Raw genomic sequence first — 21,338 nt, forward strand, 5'->3', positions numbered from 1 at the left:
TCTGTGTCGGCGGATCCGTGCGGCCGGGGAGGGCCGCGGGCGACGTCAGTCGATCCTCGGGCTGTTGGACAGCAGGGTGCGCGTGTAGTCCTCGCGCGGGGTGTCCATCACCGTCACCACCGAGCCGGACTCGACGACGTGCCCGGCCTGCAGGATCTCCACGCGCGCGGCGATCGAGCGGACCAGCGCGAGGTTGTGCGTCACGAAGAGCATGCTGATGCCGCGCTGCTGCCGCAGGCCCTCGAGCAGGGCGACGATCGAGCCCTGCACCGACACGTCGAGCGCCGAGGTGATCTCGTCGCAGATCATCACGTCGGGCTCGGCGGCCAGGGCCCGGGCGATCGCGACGCGCTGCCGCTCACCTCCGGAGAGCCGGCTGGCCTGGTAGTGCAGCATCCCGGAGCCGAGGGCCACGTGCTCCATCAGCTCGACCACCCGGTCGGTGGCCTGCTTGCCCTTGGCGATGCCGAAGAGCTCCATCGGACGCTTGATGATCTGCTCGATCGTCAGGCGCGGGTTCAGCGACAGGTAGGGGTTCTGGAAGATGTACTGGATCCGCCGGCGGTCCTCGACGCTCCGGCTTCGGGCGCTCTTCGCCAGCTCGCGGCCCTCGAACCTGATCGTGCCGGTCCACTCCTTGTGCAGGCCCCCGACCGACCGGGAGATGGTGGTCTTGCCGCTGCCGGACTCGCCGACCAGCGCGACCACCTCACCCTTGGCGAGGTCGAAGCTCACGCCGTGCACGACCCGCTTGCGGCCGTAGAAGACGTCGAGCCCCTCGACGGACATGATCACGTCGCGTGCCTTGTCGGGGTCGGCGTCCGGGACCGTCCCGCGGTTGATGTCCCACGTGCCGATCTCCTCGACGCGGATGCACCGCACCTCGTGGTCGGGTGCGACGGTGCGCAGCGCCGGGACCTCCTGCCGGCACCGGTCCACGACGAACGCGCACCGGTCGTTGAAGCGGCAGCCGTCCGGGCGGGCACCCGGAGCCGGCGTACGGCCAGGGATGCCCGACAGCGCGCGCGCCTGGCTCAGGTGCGGGATCGAGTCGAGCAGAGCGCGCGTGTAGGGGTGCGCGGGGTTGGCGAAGATCGTGTCCTTGGGCCCGAGCTCGGCGATCTGCCCGGCGTACATGACGGCCACGCGGTCGGCGATGTTGGCCACCACGGCGAGGTCGTGGGTGACGTAGAGGGCGCTCACCCGGTAGGTGCGGCACAGCTCCGCCATCGTGTCGAGCACCATCTTCTGGGTGGTGACGTCGAGGCCGGTGGTCGGCTCGTCGAGGACGAGCACCTTGGGCTTGGGCAGGAACGCCATGGCGAGCGCGACGCGCTGCACCTGGCCGCCGGAGAGCTGGTGGGCGTAGCGCTTGAGGAACTCGTCGTCGTTGGGCAGGCCTACCTCGGCCAGTCCTGCGCGCGCCCCTTCCAGCCGGGACTCGGCGGTGCCGATGCCGCGCAGCTCCTGGAGCTCGACGAGCTGCTTGCCGATCCGGATGCTCGGGTTGAGGGCCGACGCGGGGTCCTGCGGCACGTAGGCGATCTCCTCACCGCGGAGCTTGCGGACCTCCTTCCACGGGAGCGTGAGCACGTCGCGGTCCTCGAGCAGGACCCTGCCGGAGGAGATCAGCGCGCCAGCCCGGGAGTAGCCGAGCAGCGAGGTCCCGACGGTGGTCTTGCCGGAGCCGGACTCGCCGACCAGGCCGACGACCTCGCCGGGGCGCAGCACCAGGTCGATGTCGTCGACGACGTCGACGGGCCGTCCGGTCAGGGTGACACCGAGGTCCTCGATGACGAGCCCACCGGACCCGGTCGCCATGGGGGTGCCATTAGGTGCATCGGGTGAGGTGGTCGTCATCGTCGTCCCCTCGTCACTCGCCGCGCTGCGCGAGCTGCGCGAGGCCGTCGGCCATCAGGTTGGTGGCGATGGTGAAGATCGCGATCATGATCACCGGCGCCAGCACCGCCCAGGGCTGCGTGGCCAGGCCGAGCCGGTTCTCGTTGATCATCTGGCCCCAGTTGGCCGCGCCCGGGTCGGCCGCGAAGCCCAGGAAGCCGAGAGCCGCGACGATGCCGATCGAGTAGGTGAGCCGCAGGCCGGCCTCCGCCAGGAGCGGTCCGGTCATGTTGGGCAGCACCTCGGCGAGGATCACCCGGGAGCGCTTCTCGCCCAGCGCCTCGGCGGCGACGACGAAGTCGCGGGACACGATGCCCAGGGCGACACCGCGCGCGACGCGTGCCACGCGGGGCGCGTGCGAGGTGCCGACGAGCACGATGATCACCCACGGTGCGGGGTTCTGCAGCGCGGTCAGCACGACCAGGGCCAGCAGGATCTGCGGGAAGGCGAGGAGGACGTCGTTGAGGCGCATGATCACCTCGTCCCACCAGCCGCCGCCGTAGGCCGCGACCACGCCGATGGCGATCCCGAGCACCATGCCGACGATGGTCGCCAGCACGGAGATGACCAGGACCCCCCAGCCGCCGTACATGACCCGGCTGAGCACGTCCTGGCCGAGGTAGTCGGTGCCCAGGACGCCGATCGGCGAGTACGGCGGCCCGGTCGTCTCGTTCTCGCCGTACGGCGCGAAGAACGGCGCGAAGATCGCGAACAGCACGACCAGCAGCGTCACGCCCCCGCCCACCGAGAACCGCTTCTGCTTCAGCGCGCGCCGGAGGAAGGACGGCGCTGCGGGGCTGCTCGTCGTGGCACTCATTGGGAGATCGCCGTCCTCGCTCGGGGGGTCAGCAGGATGGAGAGGATGTCCGCGACCAGGTTCACCGCGATGTAGACCGCGGCGATGATCATGCTGAGCGCCTGGACCATCGGCACGTCGTGGTTGCGGACCGAGTCGACCAGCTGGCGGCCGATGCCGGGGTAGGCGAACAGCGTCTCGACCAGGACCACGCCGCCGGCGAGCCAGGCCAGCTGGAGCGCGATCACCTGGATGCCCGGCACGATCGCGTTGAGCAGCGCGTGCTTGCGCATCACCACCGGCTCGGGGATGCCCTTGAGCCGGGCCAGCTCGACGTAGTCGCTGTCCAGCACCTCGAGCAGGGTCGCGCGCACGATCCGCGAGACGTAGGGCGTCACGGCCAGCACCAGGGTCGCGACCGGCAGCACCATGCCTGCCGGCTGGTCCCACGGGTGGCCGGTCGGCGAGACGAGCGTGACCGCCGGGAGGACGTGGAAGACCGTGGTCGAGAACAGCGCGACGAGCAGGATGCCGATCACGAACTCCGGCACGCCCGCGAGCCCCAGGAGGATCGTCTGGATGACCGTGTCCGGTCGGCGCCGGCGGTAGTGCGCGGAGATCATGGCGATGCCGAAGGCGAGCGGGATCATCACGGCGGCGGCGAGCAGCACCAGCACCAGGGTGTTCAGGACGTTCGCGGAGATCTGGCCCCACACCGGCTGCTGGTTGGCCAGCGAGGTGCCCGGGTCTCCGGTGAGGAGCCCGCCCAGCCAGTCGAAGTAGCGCGCGACGAGACCCTGGTCGGCGTTCAGCTGGGCCTCGAGCTGGGCCACCCGGCCGGGGTTGGAGTTGTAGTCGCGGCCGAGGATCGCGCGCACCGGGTCGCCGAGCGCGACGGTGGCCACGTAGACCAGGACCGAGACGAGCCAGAGGGTCAGGAGCGCCAGCCCGATCCGGCGCAGCAGCCACACCGCCCACGCCGCCCCGCCGTGCCGGCCCCGCGGAGGTGCGACCTCCTCGAGCGGATCAGGGAGAGTCGCGACCTGGCTCATGTCAGACCGACACCTTCTGGAACTTGTAGGAACCCAGCGGGAGGTACTTGCTCGGCTCCAGTCCCTGGACGTTGGCGGCGTACCCGTCGACCTGCTGCCGGAAGCCCCAGATGATCAGGCCGCCCTCGTTGTACTCGATCTCCTGCGCCTGGTGGAGCAGGTCGTTGCGCTTCGCCTCGTCGAGCGTCTGCGCCGCGGTGTTGACCAGGTCGCGGTGCTCCGCGTTGTCCCAGTGCGTCTCGTTGTACGTGCCGCCCTGGGCGGGCGGGAACGTGCCGACCGCGGCCTGCGGGATGTAGTTGCGGGTGTTCCAGAAGTCCTGGGCGAACGGGTAGGAGAGGTAGTCGTCGTCGTAGAAGGGCGTCTTCTTGGTGACCTTCACGTCGACGCCGGCGAGCTTGGCCTGCTCGACGAACAGGTTGGCCGCGGCCGGGGCGACCGAGCTGATGTCGTCGCCGGTGAAGAGCTCGACCTGCAGCCCCTCGTGGCCGGCCTCCTTGAGCAGCGACTTGGCCTGGTCGATGTCCTGCTCGCGCTGGGGCAGGTCGTTCGCGTACGCCGCGTCGAACGGCGCGTAGAGGTCGTTGCCCAGCGAGCCGTAGCCGCTGAGGGTCTGGTCGATCATGGCCTGCCGGTCGACGATGAGCCGCATCGCCTGACGGACCTTCACGTCGGAGAACGGCGCCACGTCGACGCGCATCGTGAACGGCACCCAGGCCCCGGTCTCGGAGATCAGCACGCCACCGCCGGCACCCTTGATGGTCTCGATGAGGTTGTAGGGCAGGTTGTCGACGGTCTGGATCTGCCCGGCCTGCAGCGCGTTGACCTTCGCGTTGTCGTCGGTGAAGTCCTGGATGTGCAGCTCGTCCACGAAGGCGGCGTCGCCCCAGTAGTCGGCGTACTTGGTGAAGACGCTGGTCTTGCCGGGCTCGAAGGACTTGTACTGGAAGGCGCCGGTGCCGACCGGGTTCGCGAGGTCGAAGTCGGTCGGGATGATGCCCAGGGTGTACTCCGCCAGCAGCGAGTCGAGGATCGCGTACGGCGCCTTGAGCGCGAGCTCCAGCGTGGTGTCGTCGACCACCTTCGTCGACTGGAAGTCGATGATCTGGGAGAGCTGGCCACCGGCCGACAGCGGCTTCTTCGGGTCGGCGACGCGCTGGATGCTGAACCAGGCGTCCTCGGCCGTGACCGGCTTGCCGTTGTGGAAGGTGACGCCCGAGCGCATCTTGATGGTCCACTTCGAGCCGTCCGAGGAGGACTCGACGGACTCGGCCAGAGCGGGCTCGAGCTCGTAGTTGCTGTTCCAGAACAGGAGCGGCTCGAACAGGTTGCTGACCCGCGCGATGTCCGGGTTGGTGACCGGCTGGTGCGGGTCGAGCGTGTCCTTGCTGCCGCCACCGGTGGCGCCGTGGATGAGGATGCCGCCGTTGTTCTGCGGGCCGCCGCCGCCGTTCCCGCCACCACCGTCGTCACCGCCCCCGCAGGCGGAAAGCAGGCCACCACCCGCGACCGCCGCGACACCGAGGCCGGAGTACTTGAGCAGCTGGCGCCGGGAGATACCCGGCACGTTGTTCCGGATCTGGTTCACTTCGTGACTCCTCGGTTGCATGATGCGAACTCCGGGTGTGTTCTACGGAACATAAGTTCGCTCGGAGCGGGGGTCAATGGTCAGAGGAGTGGGTTCTGTGTCTACGCGCGATACGCAACACGCCCCTTCAAGCGCAACGGACGGAAGGCCCACGTCCGGGCGCGTGCAGTCCGTCGAGCGGGCGGCGGCCATCCTCCGCGCGGTCGCGGCCTCCGACGGTCCGTCCGCGTCGGCGCCTGCCCTCGCCGAGACGGTCGGGCTGAACCGCACGACCACGTGGCGGATCCTGGCGACCCTCGAGCAGCAGCGGCTGGTGAGCCTCGACCGCGAGACCGGCTGGTACTCCCTCGGCTTCGGGCTGCTCGACCTCGCGGGGCAGGCGGGCCGCGAGTCGCTGGCCAGGTCGGCGCGGGCGGTGCTGCAGCGGATCGCCTCCGAGACGGGAGAGACCGCGGCGCTCGCGGTGGTCCGGGACGGAGCGCTCACCTACGTCACCGAGGCGACGCCCGGGACCGTGGTGTCGGCCGGCTGGCAGGGCCGGCACGTCCCCCTCCACGCGACCTCGACAGGCAAGGCCCTGCTGGCCTTCTCCGACCCCGCCGACCTCCGCAGGCTCCTCGAGCTGTCCCGCGGCGGACGCCTGCTCCGGCACACCCCCACGACGATCACCTCGCTCACCGCCCTCACGAAGGAGCTCATGATCACGCGCGAGCGTGCGTTCGCGGTGTGCCGGGGCGAGTTCGAGAGCGCGGCGTGGGGAGTGTCGGCGCCGGTGCTCGACGCCACCGGGAGGCCGGTCGCGGTCGTCAGCGTGTGGGGTCCGAGCGAACGCCTCACAGAGCAGCGGTTCGAGGAGCTCGGCGCGATCGTCGTCGCCGGCGCCGAGGAGATCGCGGGACGGCAGACCCCCGCCACGGCGGACCGGGACCCTGGCTGACCGGACGCGTCAGGTGGCGCCAGGCCCGAGCTGCTCGGCGAAGTGCTCGGCGAACCGCTGGACGGCGTCCCACTCGGTGTAGACGTAGTCGCGGGAGGTGTCGAGGCCGAGCTCGCCGGGCTTGTCCTTGGCGATCCGCTTCATCAGGTGCCGCTTGACGAAGCCGTACTGGGTGTAGAGCAGGGCACCGCTGAACAGCGCGACCTGGTCGGGGCGCCAGCCCGTCTCCTCCTCGAAGCGGTCGACGTACCCCTCGGCCTCCTGGGTGTCGCCGTGCGCCGCGAGGCTGACCGAGAAGAACGCCGACGGCAGCCGGTCGAGGAGGTCGCGGTTCTTGTGCACCATCTGGACGACCCTCTTGTCGTGCTTGCCCATGTGGATGGACGCCCCGATGACCACGCCGTCCCGGTCGCTCGGGATCGAGTCGCCGAGACTGTCGACGGCGACGGACTCGGCGTCGTGCCCGTCGCCCCGCAGCGCGTCGGCGATGACGTCGGCGATCTTGGCGGTCTGGCCTTCGGTCGTCCCGTAGACGACGAGGATCCTGGCCACGGCGGCACCTCCCTGGTCACTCCCGACCAGCGTGCGGCCTGTCCCCGGCGGCGCTGCAGGGGCGAAGGTCCTGTCGCGGCGGGCCCCAGGCAGGCCACCCGCGGCATGCGTCCGATGACACGCCTGGATGTCCGGAATGATCCCGGCGGACGATGGTGTCCGGTCGCGCGATTCCGTTGTACTGGCTGGCAACCGGGGGCGGGAGGGGGCCGTGTGATGCGACGGAGACGCGTCGTCGTCACGGGGGGTGCGGGGTTCGTCGGGTCCCACCTCTGCGAGCGGATGCTGGACCTCGGCTTCGAGGTGCTGTGCATCGACAGCTTCCTCACCGGCCGGCGGAGGAACATCCGGCACCTGACGGGGCGGCCGGGGTTCCGCGTCACCGTCCAGGACGTCGCCGACCCCGTCGAGGTGGACGGCCCGGTCCACGCGGTGCTGCACCTCGCGTCGCCCGCCTCTCCCGTGGACTACCTCCGCTACCCGGTCGAGACCCTGAAGGCCGGCGCCCTGGGCACCTTGAACCTGCTCGAGCTCGCCGAGGCGAAGGGCGCCCGGTTCCTGCTCGCGTCCACGTCCGAGACGTACGGCGACCCGCTGGTCCATCCGCAGCCCGAGAGCTACTGGGGCAACGTCAACCCCGTCGGTCCGCGGTCGGTCTACGACGAGGCCAAGCGGTTCGCCGAGGCGGCGACGTCCGCCTTCCACGCGAACCGCGGCGTGGACACCCGGATCATCCGGATCTTCAACACCTTCGGCCCGAGGATGCGCGCCAACGACGGACGCGTCATCCCCACGTTCATCCACCAGGCGCTGGCCGGCCGGCCCCTGACGGTTGCCGGGGACGGTTCGCAGACACGGTCGGTGTGCTACGTCGACGACCTCGTGGACGGCATCGTCGCCATGCTGCACGCCGACCATCCGGGTCCGGTCAACCTCGGCAACCCGCGGGAGCTCACGGTGCTCGAGATCGCCGCGTTGATCCGCGAGCTCACCGGGTCCGGGTCGAGCGTGACCTTCGTCGACCGTCCCGTCGACGACCCCAGCCACCGCCGACCCGACATCTCGCTGGCCAAGGACCTGCTCGGCTGGGAGCCCCAGGTGGGCCTCGAGGACGGCCTGCTCCGCACGATCGCGTGGTTCCGCCGTCGGGCCGGGTCGACCGCAGCGGTCGTCATCCCGGAGCAGCCGGTGGCCGCAGGGCTGACGCTGCCTCCGCCGCCGGACCGAGCGACCGCGTGAGCTGGCCGAGCTCGTCCTTGTAGACCCGCAGCTGGGCCACGGACTTCTGCGGCCAGGGGTGGACCAGGCCGTGGCTCGCCCAGTCCACGGCCGCGAGCCGCCGGAACAGGCCACCGACCGTCACGAGCCGGCAGAGCGTCGCCGTGTCGACACCGGGCCAGTACTCCTGCGCGCGTGCCGCGTACACCTCCAGGTCGACCTGCGACTGCAGCGCGAGACCACGGGACGGGGCCAGGTCCGCGGCCGGGACGCCCCAGCCGGCGGTCTCCCAGTCGATGGGGAGCAGGGCCGACCCGCGCCCGGTCGCACGCACCCGGACGTTCTTGGGCCGCAGGTCTCCGTGCACCAACGTGGGCGGGACGTCGGCGCAGATCCGCTCGACCTCGTCCCACACCGACTCCAGCAGGTCGCACTGCCGACGGACCCCGAGCAGCACCTCCCGGTCGTCGGCGCTCAGGGTCGGGTCGTGCAGGTGGTCGACGATCATCCGGCGGCCGGTGCGCAGGTGGCGCAGGTAGTGGCCCGGCCCCCGGTCGGGGAGCCGTGTGGTGGCCGCCAGGGGTGCGGCCGTGGCATGCAGCCGTCCCAGCCACTGCGCCGCGAGCGTGCGGTGCGCCGGGGACTCCGGCGAGAAGCGCTCGGTGCCGACGTCCTCCACGAACAGCCAGTCCTGCCCGTCTCCCTCCGCCACCAGACCGTAGAAGCGGGGTGCGCTCACGGGAACGCGGGCGAGGACCTCCTGGTACACCGCGCGCTCGATCGTCGCGGTGGAGGACGGGCTGAGCTTGGCGATCACCGGGGCGCCGTCACGGCCGACGCCGGTGAGCCGGTAGATCGTGGAGTGCGGACGCCGGGCCAGCAGCTCGACGCCCTCAGGGACTCCCGGCCGCGGGCGCAGGCTCCGCCAGGCGTCGACGGCGCGGTGTGCCGCGACAGCGGGGCCGCTCATCCGGCCACCGCGCAGTCGAGCATCCGCGTCACGACGTCGGTCGCCGACAGGTACGTCTCGGCGATCTCGCGCGCCGCCCGGCAGTGCTTCTCGTAGTGAGCATCCACGTCCGCGACGGCGGCGACGGCCTCGTCGGGCGAGGAGAACCGGAGCAGCCCGAGGCCCGACGGGAGGTAGCGGCTCGGTCCGGTGTCCTGCACGACCGCCGGCTTGCCGGACGCGAGGTAGCACGCCGTGCGGTCGCTGAACCAGGCGTTGCGCAGGACGACGTAGGCCGGCTTGGCGCAGCTGAACTCGCCGCGCGACCCCTGGATGTAGCTGCGGTACGCCTGCGGCGTACCGGCGACCACACGGGGGTCCCGCACCGACCAGCCACCGGTCTCCAGCAGGCGACGATGGGCCAGCTCGCTGGCGCCGAAGATCGTCGCGATCTCCAGCTGCCGGCCGGTCCTGCGCGGGACGTCGTGGTGGTCGAGGTAGCTGCGCCGCTTGTTCGTGTCGAACAGGGCGCCGTCCATCGTCACGTAGGTGTGGCTGTCCCACGAGGTGACGGTCGTGAAGCGGGACGCGGCCGGGTCGAACGCGTAGGGCCACAGCGGCAGCGAGACCGCCGGGGCCGTGTGGACCCAGCGCGCGCCCTCGTGCGCCGGCACGTCCGGGAGGTTCTCACCGATGCTGAAGTAGGTGTCGTGCCGGCTGACGTCGAGCTGCTCGTTCGTCCACCAGAGCTGGAGCAGTCCCGGGTCGATGTCGACGAGCGCGGTCCGGGTGAAGCGGGCGAGCATCGTCGCCGGGAGTGCGTAGTGGAAGTTCAGCAGCAGGTCGGTGCCGCGGAACACCTGCTCCGCGCGGTCGGCGTCGACGTCCAGGTACGACGGGTGGGCTCGCGACCCGTCGCCGTCGCTCGCCCAGCGGTACAGGATGAGCCGGTCGCCGAGGCCGAGGTGGGCCAGCCGCTCCCGGAGCACGCGGGCCGCGGCGTCGGCCGCGTGACCGTCCTTCGACGACGACATCTCCTCCAGCCACCACACGTCACACCCGAGGCGGCGGAGCGCGTCGGCGTACTGCGCGTACACCCAGAAGTGCCCACCGGCCTCGAGGTGCTCGGTGACCCAGTAGGTCGACAGGACGACTCGCATCACGCCTTCCCGGAGCTCAGGCGCCGGATCGGTCGTCCCTCCACGGCCGCGGCGAGCTCGTCGCGCCAGATCGTCAGGTCGTCGACGGTCCAGCCGTTGTCCTCGCGGATGCCCATCGCGACCCAGATCACCTGGTTGGCGAGCCGGCCCGCCTCGAACGTGGCGACCAGGCGTGCCCAGTCGAGGTCGGCGGGGAACCGGTGACCCCGCTCCGCCATCGCCGTCGCGTAGGCGTCGAGCACCTGCTGCCGCCGCGGCTCCGGGTAGTAGGCCAGCTGGGTGGAGATGTCGAACGCGGCCGGCGCGACGCCGCAGTGGTCCCAGTCGATCAGGCAGGTCCGGTGGTGGCCCTCGTGGTCGAGGACGAAGACGTTCGCTCGCGTGAGGTCCCCGTGCACCAACGTCTCCGGGCCGGCCTGCTCGCGGAGCATCCGGACGCGGTTCGGCTCGTCGTCGAGCAGCTTCCCCAGCAGCTCCAGCACGCGGTCCCTGACCGCCGCCTCCCCGGGGGACAGCGCGACGTCTGGTGGCCGGAGCCGGTCGACCGCGTCGAACGCGTCACGCACGCTGTTGACGTAGAAGTACACGCCCATGTCGCCCGCGGCGTACCGGGCCTCGGGCAGCAGCGGGCTGCGGCTGAAGGCGACGTGCAGCTCGGCCACCTGCTCCATCGCCGCCCGGATCGACGGAAGGTCGGCGTCGGGCCGGTCGAGGCCCGCGGGGCCGAGGTCCTCGTAGACGTGCCAGGCGTGCCGACCGTCGGGTGCCCCCGCCGTCGCGAGCCGCGGCGGGCCGAGCCCCTCCAGGCCGACGGCCGGGAGCCAGCGTCCGGTCACCAGGCGCTCCAGCTCCGACCGGCGGCCGGCCAGGCGCTTGGCCACGACGCTGGTCTGTCGCGCGCCGTCGAGGGTGAGGCGGTGCACGTGGCGCCGGATGGCCGTCGCGTCCCTGACCGTCGTACCCACGCAGCCGTACGGGGACGTGCGCAGCGCCTCCTCGAGGAGCCCGACCTCGGTCGCGGTCAGCCGGTGGTCGGTCAGCGTGTCCATGCGGGATCCCCCAGGTTCGGTTCGCGGAGCACGGTCGGGTCGTCGGCCACCGCGAGCCGGCCGCCGCGCAGCTCGACCATCAGGTCACAGCCCTCGAGCGTCGAGGACCGGTGGGCGATGAGGAACGTCGTGCGGCCGGCCGCCAGCCGCCGCATGGCTGCCAGGATCCGCGCCTCCGTGGCCACGTCCACCGCACTGGTCGGCTCGTCCAGGACCAGCACCGGGGCGTCCTTGAGGAACGCGCGCGCGAGCGAGATGCGTTGGCGCTCCCCGCCGGAGAGCCGCATCCCCCGCTCACCGACCAGCGTCTCGTAACCCTCCGGCAGCCGCTCGATGAAGTGGTGCGCGTCCGCCTGCGTCGCGGCGGCGACGACCTCCTCCTGCGTTGCCTCCGGGCGGGCGTAGCGGATGTTCTCCGCGACGCTCGAGGAGAACAGGACCGGCTCCTGCAGCACGAAGGCCACCTGCCGGCGCAGGTCGGACAACCGGTACTGGCGCAGGTCCACGCCGTCGAGCAGGATCGCCCCGGCGGTCGGGTCGTAGAAGCGCCCGAGCAGGCTGACCAGGCTCGTCTTGCCGGCTCCGGTGGCGCCGCAGATCCCCACGGTGGCGCCCGGCTCGGCGCGGAACGTCAGGTCGTGCAGCACCTCGGGCCCCCCGCCGTACCGCAGGGAGACGCCCTGGAACTCGACGCCGCCCGTCGCTCGCGGCAGGGGTACGGCGTCCGGCGCCTCGCCGACGTCGTCGGGCTCGTCGAGGAACTCGAACACCCGCTCCGCGCTGGCGAGCGAGGACTGCAGCGAGGCCGCCTTCTTGCTGATCGTGCGCAGCGGCGCGTACAGCTGCGACAGGTACGCGATCACCATCAGCAGCTCGCCGAGGGTCAGCACGTCCGCCTGGACGTGGAGGACGCCGATGAAGAGCACGGCCGCCGTCCCGGCCGCGGTCACCAGGTTGACCATCAACCCGAAGGTTCCCTCCGCCACTGCGAGGCGGATGCGTGCGTCCACGCCGGTGACGGCACGGCGCCGGAAGCGCGCGTTCTCGCCGTCCTCCTGGCCGAACGCCTTGACCACCCGGATCGCGCCGAGCGCCTCGTGCACCACCTGCATCGCCTCGGTCTCGATGCCCTTGACGTGCCGGTAGCGCGGCCGCACCCGGGCCCGGTAGCGCCGCATGAGCAGCACCAGCAGGGGTGACACGACGAGCGCCACCACGGCCAGCACCCAGTCCAGCCGGACGATCACGACGAGCGTGGTCACCAGGGTGACGGTCGCGGCGGCGGCGGTCACCAGGCCGTCGACCGTGACCTTCTGGAGCTCGGCGGCGTCGTACTGGATCCGGTAGACCGAGTCGGTCGAGCCGCGGGTGTCGTGCCGCATCAGCGACAGCCGCTGGGCGTGACCGAACATGCGCTCCCGCACGCTCTGGGTCATCCGCTCCCCCGTCCGGACCCGCAGCACGTAGCTGCCCATCTGCTGCAGCTGGGCGAGCACGACGACGAGCACCTGCAGGACGGCGGTGGCGGCCAGCAGGCCGATCTCGGAGCCGGTCACCTGGTCCGGGAGCACGGCGTCCAGGTACGGCGGCAGCGGCTCCCCGCCGAGCACGTTGTCGACCGCGATCTTCAGCGGCACCGGCGCCAGCAGCACCAGCGGCGTGGCCATCAGGTCGACGACGAACAGGAGCAGCACGGCCGGCCAGAACGCGCGGGTCTCCGCCATCAGGCGTGGGCCGATGCGCGGCGCCCGCCCGGCCGCGCGGGGACGGATCGCCCGGTGCGTCCTCACGAGAACGCCTCGACCGCGGCTGTGGTGCGCTCCGTCGCGCCACCGCACAACCGGACCAGGACGGCCGCCTCGACGAGCGCGGCCCCGACCACGATGCAGGCCAGCATCGCGCCCGCCATCGGGACGACGACGAGGCCGACCACCGTCACGGCGAGGGCAACCTTCGCGAAGCCCGTCAGCGCCCACGTCCGGCGCACCACGGGATCCCAGTCCCACCGGACCGCCGTGTGCAGACGGCAGCGGAGCAGCGGTCCGACGGCCACGGCGAGGTCCCAGCGCTGGTCAGGTGCCCCGACCCGCACCGCGCACCAGCGCGAGGACAGGTCACGACGCAACGCGTGCAGCCACTGCTCGCGGCTGCCCGTCCACGGCCCGGGCTCGATCTCCCGCGCGGGCAGTGGATGGCCGCGCAGGCGACCCCAGGTCCGCGCCAGCGGCTGCAGCACGTGCAGCGCACCGACGAGCAGCCGGAACCGCCACGGCGACGGCTCTCGGGCGTCGACGTCGGCCGCCACCGCGACGCACGCGGCGTAGGCCACGAGCAGGAGCAGCAGGACGGCCGGGACGGTGAGCGCCAGAGGGGAGAGGACGGCGAGGGGCAGCAGCAGCGCGGCGGCAGCGACGACCATCGGGACGGCCGCTCCCGCCCACGTCACGACCGACGCGGCCCGGTCGCGCTGCTCGGTCTGGAACGGGGCGACACCCATCGGGCCGTGGTAGACGACCGGCCGCAGGATCCGCGGCAGGATCCGCGGTCCGCCGTACACCACCCCGGCCCAGCGGGCGGCCCCGAGCCGGTTGAACCGGTGCCGGTGCTGGCCCATCAGCATGCGCTCGGCGCGGCCGTAGCCGCGCTGCTGGCGCAGGTAGCGGCGGACGGTGTCGCGACGGTGGTGCAGAACCTGCGCGGCGGCGGAGAACGCGATCCGGCCGCCGCCGTCCATCAACCGCCAGCAGACGTCGACGTCGTCGCCGGCCGCGGTGTAGGCGGTGTCGAACCCGCCGATGTCCTCGAGATCGGTACGTCGTACCGCCATGTTGCAGCCGGGCACGTGCTCGGCCCGGTCGTCCCCGACGAGCACCTCGACGGGGTTGCCCGGCGACAGCGCGACGGCGCGCTCGACCCACCCGCTGTCCGGGAAGGGCAGGTTGGGTCCGCCCGCGACGACGACGGCGGGATCCTCGAAGGCCAGCGCGAGGTGGTAGGGCCACTCCGGATGGCAGGCGGCGTCGGCGTCGAGGTAGGCGACGATGTCGCCGGTGGCCGCGGCGAGCCCGGCGTTGCGTGCCGCGCTCAGACCGCCGTGCGGCAGGGCCAGCACCTCGAAGGGACTGCGCTCGGCGATCTCCAACGTGCGGTCGGTCGACCCGTCGTCGCAGACCAGGACCTGCAGGTGCGGGTAGTCGAGCCGGGCCAGCGACTCCAGGCACTCACCGAGGCGCCGCTCCTCGTTGTAGGCGCACACCACCACGCTGAGGGAGGGCCAGGACGTGCGCAGGCGGCGCAGCGTGCGACCGGCCCACTCGGTGGCCACGTCCAGGGCCGGGCGCGGGCTGCGGTCCTCCCGCGTCAGCCCGAAGCCCCAGCCCTCGATCCGTCCCGCGCTCGTCGCCCACTCGTCGGTCCAGGAGAAGATCGTGGCGCCGGCACACCCCGACTCGTCGACCAGCCGCAGCTGCATGTCCAGCGACGCCGCCTGCACCTCGTCGTCGTGCAGCGCCGACGCGAGGCCCACCTCGGTGAGCACCAGCGGCAAGCCCTCGGTGACGCGCTGGAGGTGCTTGAGGTACGCCGCCAGCGGACCGGGCCGCTCGAGGAACACGTTGAAGGTGGCCAGGTCCTGCCCGTCCACGCGGAGGTACTCGGCGGTGGGGAAGCCGGTGTAGGTCGCGAGCATGTCCTTGTCGCCCGCGTGCACGAGGGCGACGAGCTCGGACAGGGTGTCCTCGACCGCTGCGCGCCCGTACATCCTTGCGATGTCCGACGGGACCTCGTTGCCGACCGAGATCGCGAGCACCTCCGGTCGTCCCGCCAGCACCTCGAGCGCGTGCGCCGCCGCGGCGCGCGCGTCCGTGCCGACCTGGCGGTGGCTGCGCCGGGTCGCGAGGGGCTGCCACCGCCAGTCGGGGTAGGCGAGCCCCACGAGCAGGCGCAGGCCGAGCGCGCGGGCACCGTCGAGGAGGTCCAGGGGCGGGACGTCGTACGTGCGCACGGTGTTGAAGCCGCACGCGGCCATCGCGACCAGGTCCTGCTCGAGCCGGGACGGCTCCGGGAACCGGGCGCCGTCGCCCCGCGGCAGGAACGTGCCGTACGTGACGCCCTTGACCCGGAACGGCGCGCTGCCCGCCCGCAGATGCTTGCCGTCGCTGACCACGCGCTCCACGGACGCACCCCCTCCTCAACGCCATCGAGGTGACGCCCGAGCAGGTCTCCCGCGTTGCGTGGTCGCGCGTGCCGCGCGACCGCGTGTTCCTACGCCCCCGCTCCCTATTGCAAGGTGTGCGCGGCCCGTCCGGTATGGCACGGAGGGGCGATTCGGGGTCACCCGGGTGGTGTGGTCCCGGACACCTCGTCGAGTGGTGTCGGAGTGGTCCCCGACGCTGTGCGGCAGGACCAGGCGCTGCGGACCATGTCGGCGAGGCCGTGGCGCACCTGCCAGTCGAGGTCGCGGACGGCCCGTTCGTTGGAGGCGACCACCCGGGCAGGGTCACCCGGACGTCGGGCGACGGTCACCGGCTCGATGTCCACGCCGGTCACGCGCCGGAACTCGGCGACGATCTCCTTGACCGAGACACCCGTGCCGCTGCCGAGGTTGTAGACCGGGTCGAGCCCACGACCGGCAGCGAGCGCCACGGCGGCGGCGACGTGCGCGGCGGCGATGTCGGCCACGTGGACGTAGTCACGGACGCAGGTGCCGTCCGGTGTCGGGTAGTCGTCGCCGAAGATCAGCGGCGGGCGACCTTGCTCCAGTGCGTCCATCACGAGGGGGAACAGGTTGTGCGGGCTGGTGTCGGGCACGACCTGCGAACCGACCACGTTGAAGAAGCGCAGGGACGTGTGCCGCAGCCCGGTCGCGCGCGCCTGGTCCCGCAGCAGCCACTCGCCGACCACCTTGGAGCGCCCGTACGGCGACTCCGGGCGCACGGGCGTGTCCTCGCCGACCAGCTCCTCGTCCGGCGTGCCGTACACCGCACAGCTCGACGAGAACACCAGTGCATCGACGCCCTCCTGCGTCATGGCCGCGAGCAACGCCGCGGTTCCGACGACGTTCTGCTCGTAGGTGTGCAGGGGGTGTTCCACCGAGGCGCCGGCGTACTTGAAAGCGGCGAGGTGGATCACCCCGTCCACCCGGTGCCGGCGGATCACCCGCCGGAGCAGGTCCACGTCCCGGATGTCGCCGACCTCGAGCGCCACGTCTCCGGGCACGAACTCCACGCGCCCGCTGCTCAGGTCGTCCACGACGACCAGACCGATCCCCGTCCTGGCGAGGGCGTGCACGACGTGCGCCCCGATGTAACCGGCTCCCCCGGTGACCAACCAACCCACGGACCCACCCCCGCGCGCTCGCAACCCTCGTGCTGAAGGTAGCCGCACCCCGACGGGCGCGCAGGCGCTTCGGCGATCACGGCCCTGGCAGGCCCCGTGGCACGGTGCACTTGGTCCCGACGTCACGGGCCGAACGACACTGCTCGGGCTCCTGCTCCACGCCCTACGTTCCAAGCAATGGAGGAGGTGCCTTGTTTGCCGTACGGATCCATGGCAGGGGCGGTCAAGGGGCCGTCACCGCCGCCGAGCTGCTCTCGGTGGCGGCCTTCGACGAGGGCCGGCACGCGCAGGCGTTCCCGACGTTCGGGTCGGAGCGGACGGGAGCGCCGGTCGTGGCGTTCTGCCGCATCGACGACAAGCCCATCCGGCTGCGGGAGCCCATCACGGATCCGGACGCCCTGATCGTGCAGGACCCCACACTCCTGCACCAGGTCGACCTGTTCGCCGGCCTCGGGCCGCAGGGCTACCTGGTGCTCAACACCTCCTCGACCCTCGAGGAGCTGGGGCTGACCGAGCTCGGGCAGCGCCTGGACCCCGACCGCGTCGTGACCGTGCCGGCCACCGAGATCGCTCGGCAGCACGTCGGCCTTCCGGTCCCGAACGTGCCGCTCCTCGGCGCCTTCGCCGCGCTGACCGGCCAGGTCTCGCTCGACGCGGTCCGTGACGCCGTGCGCGACCGGTTCCCGGGCGCGCTGGGCGACGGCAACGTCCGCGCCGCCGAGGTCGCGCACGAGCACGTCCGCACGACGATGAGGAGGTCCGCCGATGCTTAGGCAGGTCGAGGGCTCGCAGGCGGTGGCCCGCGCCGTGACGCTGTGCCGGCCGCAGGTCATCGCGGCGTACCCCATCTCCCCGCAGACGCACATCGTGGAGTCCCTGTCGGACCGCGTCCGCACCGGGGAGCTCACGTCGTGCGAGTACCTGATGGTGGAGTCCGAGTTCGGCGCCATGTCCGCCTGCATCGGCGCCTCGGGCGCCGGAGCCCGCACCTACACCGCGACGTCGAGCCAGGGCCTGCTGTTCATGGCGGAGGCGCTGTTCAACGCCTCGGGGCTGGGGCTGCCCATCGTGATGACGGTGGCCAACCGCGCCATCGGTGCACCGATCAACATCTGGAACGACCACTCCGACGCGATGTCGATGCGTGACTCGGGCTGGATCCAGCTCTTCGCCGAGTCCAACCAGGAGGCGGTGGACCTGCACGTCCAGGCCTACCGGCTGGCCGAGTCCCTGTCGGTGCCGGTGATGGTGTGCATGGACGGCTTCGTGCTGACGCACGCCTTCGAGGAGGTGGACCTCCCCAGCCAGGAGCAGGTGGACGCCTTCGTGCCGCCCCTTGTCCCGCAGCAGCTGCTCGACCCCGCGGACCCCGTGACGATCGGCGCCATGGTCGGCCCCGAGGCGTTCGCGGAGGTGAAGTACCTGATGCACGTCAAGCAGATGGCGGCGCTCGACGAGATCCCTGTCATCGCCGAGGACTTCCTCAGGGCTTTCGGCCGGGCCTCGGGCGGTCTGCTCAAGCCCTACCGCGTGGAGGACGCCGAGACCGTGGTCGTCGCCCTCGGGTCGGTGCTCGGCACGGTCGAGGAGGTCGTCGACGCGATGCGAGACGACGGGTTGTCCGTCGGCGCCCTCGGCATCACCTGCTTCCGGCCGTGGCCGGTCGCGGAGGTGCGCGAGGCGCTGGGGCGGGCCAAGCGGGTCGTCGTCGTGGAGAAGGCGTTCGCGGTGGGGGCTGGCGGGATCGTCGGCCAGAACGTGCGCGACGCCACCCGCAACCTGCCGGTCGACGTGTACGACGTGGTGGCGGGTCTGGGCGGTCGGCCGATCACCCGCGCCTCCCTGCGCCGGCTCCTCGACGACGTCGTCGCGGCTCGCGTCGACGCGAGCCGCCTCCACTTCCTCGACCTGGACGTCGAGCTCGTGCAGCGCGAGCTCGAGCGGGCCCGGCACGGGGCGCGACCCGGACCGCACGCGGAGAACATGCTGCGCGACATCGGCACCGTCGCGTCCGGGGCCTACGAGTAGGAGGAGTCAGCTGTCATGGCGTTCCAGCAGATCAAGCTCTACCAGACGGGCACCTTCGTCGCCGGCAACCGGCTGCTCGATCCCGAGCAGCGCTCCGTCCAGGCACGGACCGGCCGCTCCAACTCGCTGACCTCGGGCCACCGGGCCTGCCGCGGCTGCGGCGAGGCGCTGGGGGCGCGCTACGTGCTGGACGCCGCGATGCGCGCCACCGACGGCAACCTCGTCGCCGTGAACTCGACCGGCTGCCTCGAGGTCTTCTCGACGCCGTACCCCGAGTCCTCGTGGCAGCTGCCGTGGCTGCACTCCCTGTTCGGCAACGGGCCTGCCGTCGCGGCCGGTGTCGCGGCCGCGCTGCGCGCCCAGGGGCGCGAGGACATCCGGGTCGTCGGCCAGGCGGGCGACGGCGGGACGGTGGACATCGGCTTCGGGACGCTCTCCGGGATGTTCGAGCGCAACGACGACGTGCTGTTCGTCTGCTACGACAACGAGGGCTACATGAACACCGGCGTCCAGAGGTCGGGAGCCACGCCGCCGGCGGCGACCACAGCGAACACCAAGGCCCTGGGCGGGACGCCCGGCAACGTGTTCGGCCAGGGCAAGAGCGTGCCGCTCATCGCGATGGCGCACGAGATCCCGTACGTCGCCACCGCCACGGTCGCCGAGCTGCGGGATCTGGAGTACAAGGTGGAGAAGGCGATGACCTTCCGCGGCGCCCGCTACCTGCACGTGTTCGTGCCGTGCCCGCTGGGCTGGGGCGCGGCGTCCGCCGACACGGTGAAGCTGGCGCGGCTGGCCAAGGAGACCGGGCTCTTCCCCGTGTTCGAGGCCGAGGCCGGCACGGTCACCGAGGTGTCCAAGATCCGGCGGCAGGTTCCGGTCGAGGACTACCTCCGCCCGCAGAAGCGCTTCGCGCACCTCTTCGGCGACCAGCCGCGCCCCGACGTGGTGGCGCGCCTGCAGGCCCGGGCCGACCGCAACATCGCGCGCTTCGGACTGCTCCCGGAAGGGGACGAGTGATGGACAAGCCGTTCGCGATCACGCTCGACGTCGGGACCAGCCGCGCCAACAAGACCGGCTCGTGGCGCACGGAGCGCGCCGTCTACACGAACCGGATGCCGCCCTGCAACGACGCCTGCCCGGCCGGCGAGAACGTCCAGGCCTGGCTCTACGAGGCGGAGGAGGGCGGCGCCGGCTACGAGCGCGCCTGGCGCAAGATCATGGCGGACAACCCGTTCCCGGCGATCATGGGCCGGGTCTGCTACCACCCGTGCGAGACCGCCTGCAACCGCGCGCAGCTCGATGAGGCCGTCGGGATCAACTCGGTCGAGCGGTTCGTCGGCGACGAGGCGATCCGCCAGGGGTGGACCGTCTCCGTCGAGGTGCCGCCCACGGGCAAGCGGGTCCTCGTGATCGGCGCCGGCCCCTCGGGCCTGTCGGCGGCGTACCACCTCGCGTTGCGCGGGCACACCGTGACGATCAAGGAGGCCGGGCCGATGGCCGGCGGCATGATGCGCTTCGGCATCCCCCGCTACCGCCTGTCCCGCGACGTCCTCGACGCCGAGGTGCAGCGGATCCTCGACCTCGGCGTGACCCTCGAGCTCGACACGAAGGTCGGCGACCTCGAGGCGGTCCGGCAGGACTACGACGCCGTCTTCCTCGCCGTTGGTGCCCAGCTCGGGCGGCGCGCCTACATCCCGGCCGGGGAGGCGGCCCACGTGCTCGACGCCGTGAGCATGCTGCGCGACCTCGAGTCCGGGGAGAAGCCGCTGCTCGGCCGGAGGGTCGCCGTGTACGGCGGCGGCAACACCGCCATGGACGCCGCCCGCACCGCCAAGCGGCTCGGCGCCTCCGAGGCGATCGTGGTCTACCGCCGTACCAAGGACCGGATGCCGGCGCACGAGTCCGAGCTCCGCGAGGCCGAGGACGAGGGCGTGCTGTTCAAGTGGCTCAGCACGATCAAGCAGGTGGACGGCGGCCGGCTCACCGTGGAGCGGATGGAGCTGGACGACACCGGGTTCCCCCGAGCCACGGGCGAGGTGGAGGAGCTCGACGCCGACTCGCTCGTCCTCGCGCTGGGCCAGGACACCGACCTGTCGCTGCTCGACGGGGTCCCCGGCCTGGTGGTCGAGGACGGCGTCGTCGCGGTCGGCAGCGACATGATGACCGGCTGCCCGGGCGTCTTCGCGGGCGGCGACATGGTGCCGCACGAGCGGTCCGTCACCGTGGCGGTCGGGCACGGCAAGCGCGCAGCCCGACACATCGACGCCTGGCTCTCCGGCGCGGCCCCCGAGCCGGTCGCCCGCCCGGCGCTGGCGACGTTCGACACGCTCAACACCTGGTACTACTCCGACGCTCCCCGCGCGCACCGGCCCGTGCTCGACAGGGCCCGCCGCGAGTCGACCTTCGACGAGGTGGTGCTCGGGCACGACGAGAGCACCGCGCTCATGGAGGCACGACGCTGCATGTCCTGCGGCAACTGCTTCGGGTGCGACAACTGCTACGGCGTGTGCCCGGACAACGCCGTCATCAAGCTGGACGACCCGGGCGGGAAGTACCTCATCGACCTCGACTACTGCAAGGGCTGCGGCCTCTGCGTCGCCGAGTGCCCGTCCGGGGCGATCCAGATGTTCCCCGAGCGGATCTGATCGGTGCGACGGCCTCGGCGACGGCCTCGCCCCGTGCGGCCACGGCCTGCAGATCGTGCACGCGCTGGCGAGCAGGCCTCAGAGCACGCCGGTCGCCCGAGCGCACGCTCGCCGGCGGTTCCCGGCCG

At 71.9% G+C, this 21,338-nt stretch carries 17 protein-coding genes; 6 read left to right on the forward strand and 11 right to left on the reverse strand.

Annotation, left to right across the window (positions count from 1 at the left end; genetic code table 11):
* Positions 1–45: 45 nt before the first annotated feature.
* Genes ETU37_RS01800 through ETU37_RS01815 form a run of 4 tightly spaced genes read right to left on the reverse strand, consistent with a single transcriptional unit; the run spans position 46 to position 5,335 of the window.
* A complete protein-coding gene (locus ETU37_RS01800) occupies positions 46–1,860 on the reverse strand; it encodes an ABC transporter ATP-binding protein (RefSeq protein ID WP_129985165.1) in 1,815 nt (604 codons plus the stop codon).
* Between the two features lie 13 nt (positions 1,861–1,873).
* On the reverse strand, positions 1,874–2,716 hold the full coding sequence (locus ETU37_RS01805; protein ID WP_129985166.1) for an ABC transporter permease: 843 nt from the start codon (positions 2,714–2,716) through the stop codon (positions 1,874–1,876).
* On the reverse strand, positions 2,713–3,747 hold the full coding sequence (locus tag ETU37_RS01810) for an ABC transporter permease (RefSeq protein WP_129985167.1): 1,035 nt from the start codon (positions 3,745–3,747) through the stop codon (positions 2,713–2,715). The genes ETU37_RS01805 and ETU37_RS01810 overlap by 4 nt, the downstream gene beginning before the upstream one ends.
* Position 3,748: 1 nt before the next feature.
* Positions 3,749–5,335, reverse strand: coding sequence for an ABC transporter substrate-binding protein (locus ETU37_RS01815; RefSeq protein ID WP_240755477.1), 1,587 nt, complete (start codon positions 5,333–5,335; stop codon positions 3,749–3,751).
* A gap of 163 nt (positions 5,336–5,498) precedes the next feature.
* Between ETU37_RS01815 and ETU37_RS01820 the strand changes: the two genes are divergently transcribed.
* Entirely contained in the window at positions 5,499–6,272 is a 774-nt protein-coding gene (locus ETU37_RS01820; RefSeq protein ID WP_206053646.1) for an IclR family transcriptional regulator, read from the forward strand.
* Positions 6,273–6,281: 9 nt separating this feature from the next.
* Here ETU37_RS01820 and ETU37_RS01825 read toward each other — a convergent pair whose 3' ends face one another.
* The gene (locus ETU37_RS01825; protein ID WP_129985170.1) at positions 6,282–6,824 is read right to left on the reverse strand and encodes a flavodoxin domain-containing protein; all 543 of its coding nucleotides are present in this window, start codon (positions 6,822–6,824) and stop codon (positions 6,282–6,284) included.
* Positions 6,825–7,040: 216 nt separating this feature from the next.
* Here ETU37_RS01825 and ETU37_RS01830 point away from each other — a divergent pair, with 216 nt between their 5' ends.
* A complete protein-coding gene (locus ETU37_RS01830; protein WP_129985171.1) occupies positions 7,041–8,063 on the forward strand; it encodes a UDP-glucuronic acid decarboxylase family protein in 1,023 nt (340 codons plus the stop codon).
* Here the strand turns inward: ETU37_RS01830 and ETU37_RS01835 are convergent.
* The 6 genes from ETU37_RS01835 to galE all read right to left on the reverse strand — a co-directional run bounded on the left by ETU37_RS01835 (position 7,996) and on the right by galE (position 16,537).
* On the reverse strand, positions 7,996–9,012 hold the full coding sequence (locus ETU37_RS01835) for a phosphotransferase family protein (protein WP_129985172.1): 1,017 nt from the start codon (positions 9,010–9,012) through the stop codon (positions 7,996–7,998). The two genes, ETU37_RS01830 and ETU37_RS01835, sit on opposite strands and share 68 nt — an antisense overlap.
* Positions 9,009–10,151, reverse strand: coding sequence for a hypothetical protein (locus tag ETU37_RS01840; protein WP_129985173.1), 1,143 nt, complete (start codon positions 10,149–10,151; stop codon positions 9,009–9,011). Before ETU37_RS01840 ends, ETU37_RS01835 begins: the two co-directional genes overlap by 4 nt.
* Positions 10,151–11,200 carry an aminoglycoside phosphotransferase family protein gene (locus tag ETU37_RS01845; RefSeq protein ID WP_129985174.1) on the reverse strand — a complete coding sequence of 350 codons (1,050 nt, stop codon included), beginning with the start codon at positions 11,198–11,200 and terminating at the stop codon, positions 10,151–10,153. Before ETU37_RS01845 ends, ETU37_RS01840 begins: the two co-directional genes overlap by 1 nt.
* On the reverse strand, positions 11,188–12,990 hold the full coding sequence (locus ETU37_RS01850; protein ID WP_206053647.1) for an ABC transporter ATP-binding protein: 1,803 nt from the start codon (positions 12,988–12,990) through the stop codon (positions 11,188–11,190). The genes ETU37_RS01845 and ETU37_RS01850 overlap by 13 nt, the downstream gene beginning before the upstream one ends.
* Entirely contained in the window at positions 12,987–15,374 is a 2,388-nt protein-coding gene (locus ETU37_RS01855) for a glycosyltransferase family 2 protein (protein ID WP_129985175.1), read from the reverse strand. The genes ETU37_RS01850 and ETU37_RS01855 overlap by 4 nt, the downstream gene beginning before the upstream one ends.
* Positions 15,375–15,532: 158 nt before the next feature.
* On the reverse strand, positions 15,533–16,537 hold the full coding sequence (gene galE, locus ETU37_RS01860; protein ID WP_129985176.1) for a UDP-glucose 4-epimerase GalE: 1,005 nt from the start codon (positions 16,535–16,537) through the stop codon (positions 15,533–15,535).
* 191 nt (positions 16,538–16,728) lie between these two features.
* Between galE and ETU37_RS01865 the strand changes: the two genes are divergently transcribed.
* The 4 genes from ETU37_RS01865 to ETU37_RS01880 are packed head-to-tail and all read left to right on the forward strand — an operon-like array spanning position 16,729 to position 21,210.
* Complete coding sequence (locus ETU37_RS01865) at positions 16,729–17,310, forward strand: 2-oxoacid:acceptor oxidoreductase family protein (protein ID WP_129985177.1); 582 nt, start codon at positions 16,729–16,731, stop codon at positions 17,308–17,310.
* The gene (locus ETU37_RS01870; protein WP_129985178.1) at positions 17,303–18,565 is read left to right on the forward strand and encodes a transketolase C-terminal domain-containing protein; all 1,263 of its coding nucleotides are present in this window, start codon (positions 17,303–17,305) and stop codon (positions 18,563–18,565) included. Before ETU37_RS01865 ends, ETU37_RS01870 begins: the two co-directional genes overlap by 8 nt.
* Positions 18,566–18,580: 15 nt before the next feature.
* Positions 18,581–19,582, forward strand: a complete 1,002-nt coding sequence (locus tag ETU37_RS01875; protein WP_129985179.1) for a thiamine pyrophosphate-dependent enzyme — start codon at positions 18,581–18,583, stop codon at positions 19,580–19,582.
* Positions 19,582–21,210: an NAD(P)-binding protein gene (locus tag ETU37_RS01880; protein ID WP_206053648.1), complete on the forward strand. Its 1,629-nt coding sequence runs from the start codon at positions 19,582–19,584 to the stop codon at positions 21,208–21,210. Before ETU37_RS01875 ends, ETU37_RS01880 begins: the two co-directional genes overlap by 1 nt.
* Positions 21,211–21,338: the final 128 nt, after the last annotated feature.

Origin of the sequence: Nocardioides iriomotensis, from assembly GCF_004168035.1 — a bacterium.
GTDB lineage: Bacteria > Actinomycetota > Actinomycetes > Propionibacteriales > Nocardioidaceae > Nocardioides_B > Nocardioides_B iriomotensis.

Excerpts from the sequence above, each read along its gene's own strand:
- ETU37_RS01805 (WP_129985166.1), bottom strand. The coding sequence starts at position 2,716 with ATGAGTGCCACGACGAGCAGCCCCGCAGCGCCGTCCTTCCTCCGGCGC.
- ETU37_RS01880 (WP_206053648.1), top strand. The coding sequence starts at position 19,582 with ATGGACAAGCCGTTCGCGATCACGCTCGACGTCGGGACCAGCCGCGCC.
- ETU37_RS01810 (WP_129985167.1), bottom strand. The coding sequence starts at position 3,747 with ATGAGCCAGGTCGCGACTCTCCCTGATCCGCTCGAGGAGGTCGCACCT.
- ETU37_RS01830 (WP_129985171.1), top strand. The coding sequence starts at position 7,041 with ATGCGACGGAGACGCGTCGTCGTCACGGGGGGTGCGGGGTTCGTCGGG.
- ETU37_RS01800 (WP_129985165.1), bottom strand. The coding sequence starts at position 1,860 with ATGACGACCACCTCACCCGATGCACCTAATGGCACCCCCATGGCGACC.
- ETU37_RS01840 (WP_129985173.1), bottom strand. The coding sequence starts at position 10,151 with ATGCGAGTCGTCCTGTCGACCTACTGGGTCACCGAGCACCTCGAGGCC.
- ETU37_RS01875 (WP_129985179.1), top strand. The coding sequence starts at position 18,581 with ATGGCGTTCCAGCAGATCAAGCTCTACCAGACGGGCACCTTCGTCGCC.
- ETU37_RS01835 (WP_129985172.1), bottom strand. The coding sequence starts at position 9,012 with ATGAGCGGCCCCGCTGTCGCGGCACACCGCGCCGTCGACGCCTGGCGG.
- ETU37_RS01870 (WP_129985178.1), top strand. The coding sequence starts at position 17,303 with ATGCTTAGGCAGGTCGAGGGCTCGCAGGCGGTGGCCCGCGCCGTGACG.
- ETU37_RS01845 (WP_129985174.1), bottom strand. The coding sequence starts at position 11,200 with ATGGACACGCTGACCGACCACCGGCTGACCGCGACCGAGGTCGGGCTC.